Raw genomic sequence first — 12,545 nt, forward strand, 5'->3', positions numbered from 1 at the left:
CGGCTTGACTCTTTCTTAAGTGTAGTGCAGTACCCCCGCTGTTGGAGGTATGCCTGAAGCTTATTTGAGCTTTTTTTGAGGGCAAGGCGGTCAAATAGCTCAACCGTATTGTCCCTTCCCCTGCCTTGTTGCCCTGAGGAGCCGCACGATGAAACAGCTCACCCCGTACACCCTCTGCATCACCCTTCTGCTTGCATCCTGCGGTCAGGGTACGCCCCAGACCTCGGTACCAGGCACGACCCCAGCAGCCAGCCTTTCCGGTTCACTCTCGGCCCAGGGCAATAGCCTGAGTGCCTGCCAGGCGATGTATGCCGCCGCCCCAAATCGGGTCCAGGTAGACAACGCCATGCGTTTTGGCGAAGTCGCCACGTTGATCCTGTCCTTCGTGGACGACGCCAGCAAGGGCCGGGCCATTACCTGGATGGATTCGAACCTGGCAGTGGATCCGGGCAATGGATTGGGGGCGCTGACCCACCTGCCCATGGTGGCCGTACGGACCATGGTGACCCCTGAACTGATCCAGGACCTGGAACAGAATCTTCCTGGTCTGCTGTCGATCTATCAGGACGCACCCCTGCGCTACAGCCTGGCCGAAAGCGTCTCGTTCATTGGTGCAGATACGGCCCAGAGCACTTACAGCGTCAGCGGCAAGGGCGTCGGTGTGGCCATTATTGATTCCGGTGTGGACGGCACGCACGCCGACCTTGACCACGTGGCGAAAAACGTCAAACTGGTCGGCTCCGTGACCAACTCCCCCGTCGGTGGTGCGGTGCACGTTGATCTGGTCAATACCGACACCAGCAGTGGGCACGGGACCCACGTCGCCAGCACCATAGGCGGCAGCGGCGAGGCGTCGGCTGGCAGTACCCACATCCGCCGTGGCGTGGCGCCGGGGGCCACCCTGGTGGGCGTCGGTGCTGGAGACGGGCTGAGCATCCTGTACGCCCTGCAGGGCTTTGATTACGTGATGCGCCCCGAAGTCCGCCAGAACCATAACGTGCGGATCATCAGCAATTCCTGGGGAACAAGCGGCAAGTTCGCTCCGTACAACCCCATCAATCTGGCCTCGAAGCGCGCCTACGACGCTGGAATGATTGTGGTCTTCGCAGCGGGCAACGAAGGCCCGAACGCCGATACCCTGAATCCCTATTCAGCCAGTCCCTGCGTGATCAGCGTGGCAGCGGGCGACAAGAAGGGCGCACTGGCAAGCTTCAGCAGCCGGGGAGTTGCAGGGGACGCCAACGTTCACCCCGACGTGACCGCACCGGGCGTGAAGATCAGTGCTGCGCGGGCGACCACCGGCGTCGCGGCCACCACCTTGCCTGACCTGGACAACGCCCAGTACTCCACGATCAGTGGTACCAGCATGGCCACCCCGCATATCAGTGGCGTCATCGCCCTGATGCTGGAGGCCAATCCAGGCCTGAATCTCGACACGGTGCTGAATGTGTTCAAAAAGACCAGCCGTGAGATGTACAGCGCCAGTTCCGGCACCACCACGCGGCGCGAGCAATGGGAAGTCGGCTACGGTTACGTCGACGCTCACGCTGCGGTCCGCGAAGCCGCACGGCTGAACCCCAAGCGCACCACGGTCGAGACCACCGTTTTGCCAGGCTGGAGCAGCAGCGTCAGCCCGGCCGCATGCGTCCCTGGGGCGAACTGTGCGGTGAATGCCAGCGACAAACACGCCGTCAGTGTTCCCGCGGGAAGCAGCGCGCTGAGGGTGGCCACCGAGTGGGGCAACGCCGTGTATGACCTTGATCTGTATGTCTATGATCCGGCAGGTCAGCTGATGGCTTCCAGTGCCCAGGGCGTCAGTACGGGTGAGGCCGTCACCGTGTCCAACCCGGTGGCTGGAACCTGGACCGTGGAGCTGAGGGGTTATCTGAATGCTGCGACGACCTACTCAGGCACGGCTGAAGTCGACAAAGTCGTCGTACTGAAGTAAGAAGGCACATGACCCAGGGCCCTGCCGGACGAGGCAGGGCCTTCTGTGTTGAGGATGCCCTAGCCTGGGCTCATCATGGCGTGGGGGTCAGGGCTTGTAAGGTGAGACCAGATCTATGCGGCCCAGCCAGCTGAGACTGCTCCGCATCCTGTATCACCGTTGTGCCAGGAGGCTCCATGACCATAGTTCTGTTTTCTCCCGCTTTTCGTTCTGTCCCGGCAAAAGCCGCCGCCGGGCCGTTGAAGAGATGCTGGCCCCTTGAAAGCGAGGCACCCAATGACTCCTAACCACGCGCCGGGAAAGCACCTCTCGGGTCCCGTAGGTTCCATCAGCGCTGAATCCTGGGGCCTGTCCCCCGAAGGCCGCGAGATCACGCTGTTTACCCTGCGCACACCGGACCAGACCGAAGCAGCCATCATGGACTACGGAGGTGTGCTGGTCCGCCTGCTGCTCCCTGACAGATCGGGCCGCCTTGAAGATGTAGTGCTTGGCCATGATCAGGCAGCCCCGTATTTCAGCCGGGATCAGTCGCCCTATTTCGGGGCCCTGATCGGCCGGTACGGCAACCGGATTGCTCAGGGACGCTTCACGCTGGACGGCGAGACCTACAGTCTGGGATGCAACGACGGCCCAAACGCACTGCATGGCGGCGAGGGGGGTTTCGACCACCGTCACTGGCACGGAGAAATGCGGCTCGCAGACAGTGGGCCAGCGCTTGACCTCACTTACAGCAGCCCCGCAGGAGAGGAAGGTTACCCGGGCCGCCTGGACGTCCGCGTCACGTACACGCTGGGCCTCCCCGGGCAGCTGGAAATTGCCTATCACGCCCAGTGCGACGCCCCCACCATCGTTAACCTGACTCAGCACAGTTACTGGAATCTGGCGGGCAATGCCAGGCGGGACATTCTGGAGCATGAGCTGCAGATCGAGGCTGATGCCATGACGCCGGTCAGCGAGCAACTTATTCCCACAGGCGTCGTGCAGCCTGTGGAGGGCACGCCCTTCGATTTCCGTGAGTGGCGGCGCCTGGGCGACGTCCTGCGTGAGCATGGGCACGAGCAGCAGCTCCGGCAGGCCAAAGGATACGACCATAACTTTGTGCTGCGTGAGGGCCCGGGAATGCACCTGGCTGCCCAGTTGCGCGAACCGCACTCGGGCCGGTGCCTGGTCGTCACCACAACGGAACCGGGACTGCAGGTGTATACCGGCAATTATCTGGACGGGATCCGGGGCAAAGGGGGTCAGGTGTACAACCAGCACTGGGGGATCTGCCTGGAAACCCAGCATTTCCCGGATTCTCCAAATCAGCCTCACTTTCCATCCACCGTACTTCGTCCGGGCGAGACCTACACATCGCACACCTGCTATGCCTTTACGTTCTACGACGCAGAGCCTCTGGGCTGAATGGTCGCCACTGGGGCGTCAGCTCCGGCAAGTCGTATCCCCGTCCACGTTGTTCCTGAGCCCGTACCTGGGCTTTAAGCCGATGCAGGGCGCTCTATGTTTCCTCTGTGCCCCGGGAGTCCAGCCATGAAAAGAGCCGTTCAGCCATGACCACCTCTCCCCTCCCCTTTTACGTCGAGCACCTTCAGAAGCCTGATGGGCGCGGCCTGACCCTGTATGGGCTGCAACCTGTACACCTCGACTCTGAGGTACCAAGCCCAAGTCCAGATCCAGTAGACGCCCGGCCAGTCATGCGCTGGCACCCCCTGCGCGGTGAATGGGTCATGTACGCAGCGCACCGGCTGGGACGAACCTTCCTTCCGCCTCCTGAATACAATCCTCTGGCGCCCACCTCTGACCCGGCGCATCCCACAGAACTGCCGCGCGGCACCTATGACATCGCCGTGTTTGACAACCGCTTTCCGAGTCTGACGCTGGAAGCGCCGTCACCGCCCACTCCTGCACATTCCCTGAATACGGAGCAGCGGGCTGCGACCGGCAAGTGTGAGGTGGTCGTCTTCAGTCAGAATGCCAGCGGCCGCCTGGCGGACCTGAGCGACGACCAGATGGCCCTGCTGCTCGGGGTATGGGCAGACCGCACCAGCGTGCTCGCCGCGACCGGCAAGATTCGCTCCGTGCTGGCCTTCGAGAACCGTGGCGTGGAGGTGGGTGTCACACTGCACCATCCGCACGGACAGATTTACGCCTATGATCACGTGCCGCCGGTCCAGGCGACCATTCTTGCGCAGGCCCAGAAACATCGGGCTGAATCCGGCGAGCCCTGGCTGGAAACCTTTGTGAAGGCAGAGCGCGACAGCGCGGTCCGGGTTATCCGGGACGAGGGCCTAAGCCTCAGTGTCGTGCCACCTTTTGCCCGCTATACCTATGAGACCTGGGTGGTCCCCGCCCGGCCGGTAGGGCTGCTCAGTGATCTTGATGACGCCGAAAGAATGGCCTTCGCCCGGGTCCTCAAAGACGCCCTACAGCGTCTTGACGGCCTGTTTGGGGCCCGCATGCCGTATCTGATGACCGTTCATCAGGCACCGGTTGGCGACGCAGCGGTCCCGGATTTTCCGCTACACATAGAGATCTACCCGTATCTACGCGCGCCTGGGCGGCTGAAATTCCTGGCAGGCACCGAGCAGGGCGCCGGAGAATTCGCCAACGACAAATTCCCGGAAGTGGCGGCTCAGGAGCTCAGGGAGGTACAAGTTGAAAACCTTTGAAGACGTCTACGGTCAGCCGTCTGACATTACGGCTGTCGCCCCCGGCCGGGTCAATCTGCTGGGCGAGCACACTGATTATCAGGGCGGGTTCGTCCTGCCGACGGCCATCACACGCACCACCACCGTGCAGCTGAGCCGCAACGGTACCCAGCAGCACCGGGTGTACGCCGCTGACCTGGACGAGTATTCCACCTTCGATGTGGGCCAGAATGCTCCCGAGGAGTTTGCCCGGTACGTGGCGGGTGCGCTGGCCCTGAGCGGGGTCAGAGAAGGCCTGAACCTGCATATTACGTCCACCATTCCCATGGGCGCCGGGCTCAGCAGCAGTGCAGCCCTGGAGGTTGCTACTCTGCGGGGCCTGCGGGATCTGGGCCTGCTGGTGTCGGATGACGTGCAGATCGCACTGACTGCCCAACGTGTTGAACACGAATTCGTGGGCGTGCAATGCGGGATCATGGACCAGATGGCCAGCAGTCTGGCCGACTCCCGTTCTTTGCTCTACCTGGACACCCGCAGCCTGGACCGCGAACTGCGGCCTCTGCCGGCAGGATCGGAGGTTCTGGTTCTGGACTCTGGGGTTCCCCGGCGCCTGGCAGAAAGTGGGTACAACGAACGCCGGGCACAAGTCGAAGAAGCCTCACGCCTGCTGGGCGTCAAGGAATTGCGCGACGTTCAAAACGTTGCCGACGTAGAGACCCTGCCCAGCCCACTGCGGGAGCGGGCACGCCACGTGGTCAGTGAGAATCAGCGGGTTCAGCAGGCGGTGCAGCCCGGAATAGGTGCCGCTGAGTTTGGTGCGCTCATGAATGCGTCTCACGCCAGTCTGCGCGACGACTATGCCGTGAGCCATCCTGACGTCGATTCCCTGGTCGAGCTTCTTCAGGCGCATACAGATGTGTACGGTGCCCGCATGACAGGAGCTGGATTCGGCGGGGCGGTTGTCGCGCTTGTCCGGTCTGGTACAGCTGTATCCGTAGCAGATGAAATCATTGGAACGTGGTCTGGTCAGGCCCGAAGGGTTGTGCCCTAAAGAAAGTGTTCCCGAGAATTCTCGTTAGAAGTCATCCCAAAATCGGGCACGATGGGAAGCTGTAGATCAGTTGGCGCATGTCTTCTGGCCCATTCGTTTCAGATAATTAGGTATGTCGAACTCCACGTGGGTGTGCTTCCAGGACAGGCTCACCACCCGCCAGGAGGACGATCAAAGCGCCCCAAAATGCAGAAAATGCGGCCAGGCAATGGCATACATGGGTCGAGGATTCCGAGTACCTCGGCGGCACAACGATAAGGAGTGGGCAAAAGTACAGGCCATTCGCGCGGCAGGTTTCACCTTCCCCCATAGTTCGAGCTACGAGTATCCTCAGCACCTACGAGAGCTGCCAGAACTGCTCTCACAACGCGAAATGCGCCTGGATCGAACTCGTCCTAAGCGGGTTGAGGTACGGAAGCTTCTGGCCCGGCGGAAATAGCGGACTGGATCAGAGGCAACGTTGAAGGCGCCGCAAGAGCACGACCATCATGCCGAGTTGCACCATCCCGAAAAAGTTCCCGTCATGCTGTTTCCAACGGACCACGAGGCGGCGGAAATTCTGAAGCCATGCGAAGAGCCGTTCGATCCGCCAGCGCCGCTTATATCTTCGGAGGGCCCGGCCATCCTGCGTCTTAGCCCGATTACGGCGGTTGGGCGCAATCATTTCGATACCCTGAGCCGCAAGCTCGACGTCCAGCTGATCACTGTCATAGGCGCGGTCGCCGATCAATCGTTGTGGGAGATCGAAACCGAAGGAGGCGTCCAGCGTGTCATGGACCAGCGTGACTTCGTGTGGACTGGCGCTGGCGGTGTGGACGGCAATCGGAAGGCCGTTCGCGTCGGTGATCGCCATGATTTTGGTGCCTTTACCGCGCTTGGTCTTGCCGACCTCGAGGCCCCCTTTTTCGCGCTGACAAACGTCGCGTCGATGTAACAGTCGCTAAGGTTGAATTGCCCTTGGTCGGCAAGCTGCTCGTACAAGGCCTGGAGGACACGGTCAAGCACACCGGAGGAAATCCATTCCTGGAAGCGGCGGTGACAGGTGGAGCGCGATGGGTAGCGTGCAGGTAAGTCCTTCCAAGGCGCACCAGTCCGAAGAATCCACAAAATCCCGTTGAGGATCGGTCGACTTGACGTGCGGGGACGACCTTTACCATCGGTGCGGCGCGGCGGATCGGAGAAGAAGGGGGCAACGAGATCCCACTGTTGATCGGTCAACTCCACGGCGTCATGCTGCTGAACCCGCATGAGCACAGGAAGAGCGAGCATGGCAGGATGAGGGGCAATGGGCTTCCGATCTGTCGTCTTTGGCCACATCCATACCCTGGACAATCAGGCTCACGAAGCCAACAGGCAGGCCCTCCAGGCATTTCCATATGACGAGCTCTACCCGTTCCCGAACATCTTCCACATCGAGAGCGCACCCCGCTACAAAGCGCCTTCGATCATTTTTGGAGGCACCTTCAAGCAAGTGGAGGATGATTGGCACACCTGGTTTGATCGTTTTGCCGCCCTGCTCTCCACGCTGGAGGCCATCGAGGCAAATGTCATTCTGGATTGTTGGTTGGGGCGGTACGCCTGGACACTGGCACCGGAGGTTCTGGCCCAGGGGGGTTCGGTAACCGCAGCTCTGGACGAGAGAGGCACGCTGACGGGTGAACGGTGGTGCATTATTCAGGCCCCGGCGATCTCAGACGATCTTCAGGATCAATTGGCGCCTGCTGGTATCCTCATCATCATCAACCCGGCTCAAATCTACGGGTATTGAGGGACGTGTCGCAAACGGTAGTCGGTCATCACCCCGTTTTTGGGATGGCTTGTAGGGCTGCCGGTCTTTAGAGGCCTGCAGCCCGCTTTTGGCCTGTGAGTGCTGCTCTGATTGGTTATGACGCTTCGAAATAAAGATGAAGGCATCACTGGTAATAATGCGGCTGGTTGCGCTACCTCCCAGGCTAATAGAGCTGCTTTTCAAGAAGCGCGTGTTCCTACACGGCAGAGGAAAATGCACTCTATGCATTCTCAAACAGCTTTCCAACAGGTGCAGTCAGTGCTGAGAGGAACGATCTTGTTGAAAACCAGAGGCTAAATAATGGGCCGTCAACTATGATCTGTCACCTTGTCTGAGATCGCAGGCGTGTTTGTCGAACCTGCAAATCTCACATCCAGCTTGACGAGTTTTAAAGAGGAACACTTGTGGTCCAGAGTTCAAAGGAGCACTGCCCATCCCGCCATTCCGGCAGACCATCCTGCAGCACATAACCCCGGTCCTCCGGCCCATTCGAGACATCAACAGCTGCTGGCGGAATCCAAGGCAATTGTGGAGCCCCCTGTCTGCCAGGCGTGAGGCTCAGCGGATGATATACGCTCCGGTTATCTATCCGCGTTCTGGAGATCCGACATGTATCAGGTTGCCTTCCCTCTCAGAAAGGTTTTCAGTCACCTCTTCCGCACCCTGTTGGACGCAGGAGAGGACATCTGCCGAGTGATTGTTCAGCAACGTCCTCCACTGCCAAAAGGTTGTGAAGCACGGGCACATCCGTCAGGGTCAGAAGGTCAACGAGTCGTGCGCGAAGTCGAGTCAGGGTACTTTCGGGCTCCTGATCAGGTTCAATCTGACTTTGTCGAGTGACCGGATGCCACAGCATCGTGATGAGAAAGCGGCGATGTATCCCGTGACGGGAGTCGGTCAAAGGCATAAGCTGACAGGTTCCAGAGCCAACCCCTATCCCTTCTGCCCCGTGGATGGCCCATGAAAAGACCTGCCGCCCAACGAAATTTGGCAGGCTTTCAACATTTGGCCTCAGATCATTGGACAGGGTGTGCAGACAAGCACGAATGGCTTCTCGCTACCTTTGAGCAAGGTGTTTCAGTTGAGTATCCTCAGGCAGGCACGTGATGGTGTCATCAGCCCATGCGGGTGCGGGGCACCACACCGAGGAAATGTCAGGCAGCAGGTCACGAGTATGCCGCCGCGACTTGTAGACCGCGCTCTGGGTCTTCTCACACACAACTGTACCCAGCGGTGTGAAGATATCAACTCAATCTCTGACAGGCCAAAATTATCTGCCAAATGAGTCTTCCCTTACATTAATCCGGCATCTTAGCTTCACCGGCTGTTTGTGAACATTTGTGGTCCTGACTGGAACCGCTCAAGATGTCTTGATCTGGGTCAAGCCCGGGTACCAAGTTGCTTCGCCACACTCACGCGGAGAGGAGAACTTATGTCAAACGATGAAAAACTGCAGAACGTCCATGCCGAAACCGCCTCGACCGAAAACATGCCTGAGGAGGCACCCGGAGAGACGCAGTCCGTTCAGCCGGGGATCGAATCCGAAATGAGCTTGACGCCCGTCGTCATCCGGGATGACTACCGTGGCAGCGACAAACTGAAGGGGAAGGTCGCCCTTATCACCGGAGGTGACAGTGGCATCGGCCGGGCAGTAGCAGTGCACTTTGCCCGTGAGGGAGCCGACGTAGCCATCCTCTACTTGAATGAGGAACAGGACGCCCAGGAGACACTGGCTATGGTGCAGGAGGAAGGGCGCCGCGGTGTACTGATCGCTGGAGATATTGGTGACGTCGAATTCTGCAAACAGGCTGTCCAGCAGACGGTCAAGGAACTTGGTGGGCTTGATATTCTCGTGAACAACGCCGCAGAGCAGCATCCCCAGGACAGCATCAGCGATATCACCCCTGAACAGTTGGAGCGGACTTTCCGGACCAACATTTTTGCCATGTTCTACCTGACACAGGCCGCGATGCCACACCTGAAACCCGGCTCTACGATTATCAACACGACGTCTGTGACTGCCTACAAAGGCAGCCCCCAATTGCTCGACTACTCAAGCACCAAAGGAGCCATAGTCGCGTTCACACGCAGTCTCAGCCAGAACCTTGCTGAGCAGGGCATTCGTGTGAACGCGGTAGCACCCGGTCCCATCTGGACACCATTGATTCCAGCCACCTTCGACGCTGAGCGGGTTGCTGCCCATGGTCAGAGTACGCCGCTGAAGCGTCCTGGGCAGCCAGCTGAAGTTGCCCCGTCCTTTGTATTCCTTGCTTCGGACGACAGTAGCTATATCAGCGGGCAGGTACTGCATCCCAACGGTGGAGAGGTCGTCAACGGCTGAGCGGAGAATTTAGCAGGCGGACCTCCACTAATAGAGGTCCGCCTTTTGCGCGCTGTGCCTTTGCCCTCTCACCCGTGAACATGGCAGCTGATCTGGCAGAATTTCCTGAGGCAGGCTACTGATGCCCTCACGTAGACCGCACCCCTACTTCAGCCCTACCCTGTCATCGGAACAGTAATCAGGTCACGTCTTCACGTGAAGACGAGACCTGAGCAGGCTCGAGCGTGGTTGGCTTTGGCTCAGATGCCTTGCAGGATCTGCAGCCGCGTCAGTCAACGTTGTGGCTTCCTCTCGCAACGCTCCTGCCACGTTTCGGCAGCAAGATGGGGCACGATGAGATGCATTTCAGCAGCCATTTGATCTTCTTCCCATGTCTTCCAGTCATACGTATCTCGGCGGATGCGACGCGTCATAGGCCCTGCTATCGTCGCGCCGTATGACGCCACACACTCTCGTCCTGTACAGCGCGCAAGAAACACCGGAGGATGCCCGCGTCGATCAGGTCCTGCTGTCACTTGTTCCTCCTGGCGCGCGCGTCAAATTCGTTCCATCGTCAGGCGACCCGGACCGCTCCTGGTTCCGTGCGAAACAAGCGTACTATGCACGGCTCGGCCTGACCCTCGACCCGTACACCCGTATCGACCGTGCGCTCGACCGTGCAGCGTGGCGCGCGCTGCTCTCGTGCGACGCTATCCACTTTTCCGGGGGAAACACGTATTACTTCGTCGCGTGGCTGCGGCGTCACTCCCTGCAAAATGACCTGCGTGCGTGGGTTGCCAACGGAGGCGTCTACGTCGGGATCAGTGCCGGCGCGATCCTCAGCACGCCGCACATAGGCACCACGCACCTCGGCGCATACGCCGATAATCCGGTCAACGACGACCCCACCGGGTTAAACCTCGTGAACTTCGCGTTTCAGCCGCACTTCGATGGTACACCAGGTCTTTTGCACGAACTCTCGCGCTTTGCAGCTCAGCACGCGCTGCCCGTATATGCCTGTCCGGACGGGTCAGGCGTGGTCGTTCAGAACCAGGAGGTCACATGCATCGGCGAGGTCATACGCCTTGACCCTTGACGTGTTGACTCTGTGAATGCGTCGAACCATCTGAGTATGATCTGTCCCCGTGACCCTTGCCGACGCTGCGCCAGCGGGCGGACCACATGACGCGCTAACCCCTACCCCCGGTTGCTGGCCTGCCTGAGTGACGCGGAACGAACCCGCATGTGCGTGCCGCACTGTACGTCCGTGGTTACGCTCAACATAATCTTTACCAGTACGCGTCACCCTGGGTGTCTAGGACATTTTTGTCGGATGGTCGAAAGAGCAATACAGCCACACTGAAGCAACAGGTGTATAGCCTGCGCAACTTGCCGACCAACAATCTCACAGTCCTGGCTGTTGACCAGCGATTGCAGGACAGCGACTGGCTCACGTTCCTGACGAAACACAACATTCAGCGCTTTATCGCTGCCGGTTGGACACCACAAAGACCAACCTGCAGGTGAAAGTCACCTTATGGCCTGTACAAACAGATTGTATGGCCAGGATCCTGGAGAGAGGTCGTCCGGAGGGGAACGAAATGCATGTGATCATACCGATCATGGAGATGACTTCGCAGAACACCTATCACATGATTTGGCACGCACGAGATATACCACCACGCCGCATCTGGGAAAAACGCTGCTTCTCCGCGTCGATGTCATAGAGCCTGGGTTCAGAGTAAAGCCACATCACCACAACGTACCGCCATGAACCCGTTCGGCCTACTCTGCCTAGCTGTCGTCTCCTCTTTTCGGATGGAGATATAGAAAAACACGCTACAGCCAATGGGCGTAGAAAATCGTGGGCGCCGAGCGGTCAATGTTTTCCGTTACGGCAGGAGGTTGATGACGTCTGCCCAAGTTCAGACCTGGACCTCCCTTATCTTTGACCAGTACCTCAAAGCGCATTCAGGTAAAGTTGTGATTTTCGTGGAGTATTTGGCCGCCGCATCAAGCGAGAGCGTACTGTTGTTCCCAGCTGAGCAAATCCCCCTCGATGACATCCTTCACGCCATGCCTACGGAGTATATGGATGAGTTGTGCGCGGTGATGCATGGAATGCGTAATGACGTGCGCAATTGCCCCACCAAATGTCTTCTGGCGATGTGGCTCGTCGAGAACGTCTACCCATGTGTCGTCGAAACGCCCTTCAGCCTGGATACGCTGCGCAAGGATGGCGAGATCATGGCTGGCCTGCGTCAGGCGGTCTGAAAGGCCGTCAAGTGTACGCCAGTAACCGGCTGGCTCAGGGTGCTCGCGGAAGAGGCCACCATTCATCAGGTCCACCCAGGTTTCCATGTTGTCGATGATGTGCTCCAGCGTAGCGCGCACTGTCCGCCAGCCAAGGTCGAACTCCTGATCAAGTTGCTTCTCCGTCAGGGCACGACTCTGCTGCAGCAGGCACGCAGTCGTCCAGGCGTCGTGCCCCAAAAGGCGGTCGAGGAGATTCATAGCCGCAATGTATCCGCCTGGAGGTTGCCTCACGTGTCCAGCAGGAATTCACGTGATGCGGCCAATCCCTCTGAATCAAGAATGTCCAGTGCTGAGAAATGAGACACTCAGCAGCTTGAACAGTCAGCACCTGCACAAGCCTCCGGACATGACGTCATAGGGTGACGAATCCAGGGCTCATAATATAGAAACCGTATTCATGCGTCAGGCATGGTGGTTCCAAGGTTGTCTCAACACGCACGGCCCAACTGGTGTGGGGAGGAGAAGAGGTCGCT

At 59.2% G+C, this 12,545-nt stretch carries 10 protein-coding genes; 7 read left to right on the forward strand and 3 right to left on the reverse strand.

The genetic code is table 11. The annotated features are described in order from the left end of the window. The first annotated feature begins 148 nt into the window (after positions 1–148). From DEIDE_RS15965 to galK, 4 genes are all read left to right on the forward strand, one after another. The gene (locus tag DEIDE_RS15965) at positions 149–1,948 is read left to right on the forward strand and encodes a S8 family serine peptidase (RefSeq protein WP_012695363.1); all 1,800 of its coding nucleotides are present in this window, start codon (positions 149–151) and stop codon (positions 1,946–1,948) included. Positions 1,949–2,224: 276 nt separating this feature from the next. Next, positions 2,225–3,352 carry an aldose epimerase family protein gene (locus DEIDE_RS15970; RefSeq protein WP_012695364.1) on the forward strand — a complete coding sequence of 376 codons (1,128 nt, stop codon included), beginning with the start codon at positions 2,225–2,227 and terminating at the stop codon, positions 3,350–3,352. Between the two features lie 146 nt (positions 3,353–3,498). After that, the gene (galT, locus tag DEIDE_RS15975; protein WP_012695365.1) at positions 3,499–4,617 is read left to right on the forward strand and encodes a galactose-1-phosphate uridylyltransferase; all 1,119 of its coding nucleotides are present in this window, start codon (positions 3,499–3,501) and stop codon (positions 4,615–4,617) included. Continuing rightward, the gene (gene galK / locus DEIDE_RS15980) at positions 4,604–5,647 is read left to right on the forward strand and encodes a galactokinase (protein WP_012695366.1); all 1,044 of its coding nucleotides are present in this window, start codon (positions 4,604–4,606) and stop codon (positions 5,645–5,647) included. The genes galT and galK overlap by 14 nt, the downstream gene beginning before the upstream one ends. Before the next feature lie 448 nt (positions 5,648–6,095). Here galK and DEIDE_RS18760 read toward each other — a convergent pair. Then, positions 6,096–6,895 (reverse strand): IS5 family transposase gene (locus tag DEIDE_RS18760; RefSeq protein WP_242403018.1). Its coding sequence is split into 2 segments (ribosomal slippage): positions 6,096–6,535 and positions 6,535–6,895, totalling 801 coding nucleotides; the frame shifts between segments, so codons are not numbered across the junction. Between the two features lie 37 nt (positions 6,896–6,932). Between DEIDE_RS18760 and DEIDE_RS15990 the strand changes: the two genes are divergently transcribed. Both DEIDE_RS15990 and DEIDE_RS16000 read left to right on the forward strand, forming a co-directional pair. After that, positions 6,933–7,415 (forward strand): hypothetical protein, encoded by a 483-nt coding sequence (locus tag DEIDE_RS15990; RefSeq protein ID WP_012695368.1) that lies wholly within the window; start codon positions 6,933–6,935, stop codon positions 7,413–7,415. Positions 7,416–8,868: 1,453 nt separating this feature from the next. After that, positions 8,869–9,777 carry an SDR family oxidoreductase gene (locus DEIDE_RS16000; RefSeq protein WP_012695369.1) on the forward strand — a complete coding sequence of 303 codons (909 nt, stop codon included), beginning with the start codon at positions 8,869–8,871 and terminating at the stop codon, positions 9,775–9,777. A 272-nt stretch (positions 9,778–10,049) separates the two neighbouring features. Here DEIDE_RS16000 and DEIDE_RS19275 read toward each other — a convergent pair whose 3' ends face one another. After that, positions 10,050–10,190: a hypothetical protein gene (locus DEIDE_RS19275; RefSeq protein WP_162485710.1), complete on the reverse strand. Its 141-nt coding sequence runs from the start codon at positions 10,188–10,190 to the stop codon at positions 10,050–10,052. A 23-nt stretch (positions 10,191–10,213) separates the two neighbouring features. On the opposite strand from DEIDE_RS19275, the gene DEIDE_RS16005 reads away from it, so the two are divergent. Next, positions 10,214–10,852: a Type 1 glutamine amidotransferase-like domain-containing protein gene (locus tag DEIDE_RS16005; RefSeq protein WP_012695370.1), complete on the forward strand. Its 639-nt coding sequence runs from the start codon at positions 10,214–10,216 to the stop codon at positions 10,850–10,852. Positions 10,853–11,769: 917 nt separating this feature from the next. On the opposite strand, the gene DEIDE_RS16010 is transcribed toward DEIDE_RS16005, so the two are convergent. Then, complete coding sequence (locus tag DEIDE_RS16010; RefSeq protein WP_012695371.1) at positions 11,770–12,270, reverse strand: DinB family protein; 501 nt, start codon at positions 12,268–12,270, stop codon at positions 11,770–11,772. Positions 12,271–12,545: the final 275 nt, after the last annotated feature.

The organism is Deinococcus deserti VCD115, from assembly GCF_000020685.1.
GTDB classification, from domain to species: Bacteria; Deinococcota; Deinococci; order Deinococcales; family Deinococcaceae; genus Deinococcus; species Deinococcus deserti.

What these genes read in the sequence shown, in the direction of transcription:
- DEIDE_RS15965 (WP_012695363.1), top strand. Translation starts at nt 149, where the DNA reads ATGAAACAGCTCACCCCGTACACCCTCTGCATCACCCTTCTGCTTGCA.
- DEIDE_RS15970 (WP_012695364.1), top strand. Translation starts at nt 2,225, where the DNA reads ATGACTCCTAACCACGCGCCGGGAAAGCACCTCTCGGGTCCCGTAGGT.
- galT (WP_012695365.1), top strand. Translation starts at nt 3,499, where the DNA reads ATGACCACCTCTCCCCTCCCCTTTTACGTCGAGCACCTTCAGAAGCCT.
- DEIDE_RS15990 (WP_012695368.1), top strand. Translation starts at nt 6,933, where the DNA reads ATGGGCTTCCGATCTGTCGTCTTTGGCCACATCCATACCCTGGACAAT.
- DEIDE_RS16000 (WP_012695369.1), top strand. Translation starts at nt 8,869, where the DNA reads ATGTCAAACGATGAAAAACTGCAGAACGTCCATGCCGAAACCGCCTCG.
- DEIDE_RS19275 (WP_162485710.1), bottom strand. Translation starts at nt 10,190, where the DNA reads ATGACGCGTCGCATCCGCCGAGATACGTATGACTGGAAGACATGGGAA.
- DEIDE_RS16005 (WP_012695370.1), top strand. Translation starts at nt 10,214, where the DNA reads ATGACGCCACACACTCTCGTCCTGTACAGCGCGCAAGAAACACCGGAG.
- DEIDE_RS16010 (WP_012695371.1), bottom strand. Translation starts at nt 12,270, where the DNA reads ATGAATCTCCTCGACCGCCTTTTGGGGCACGACGCCTGGACGACTGCG.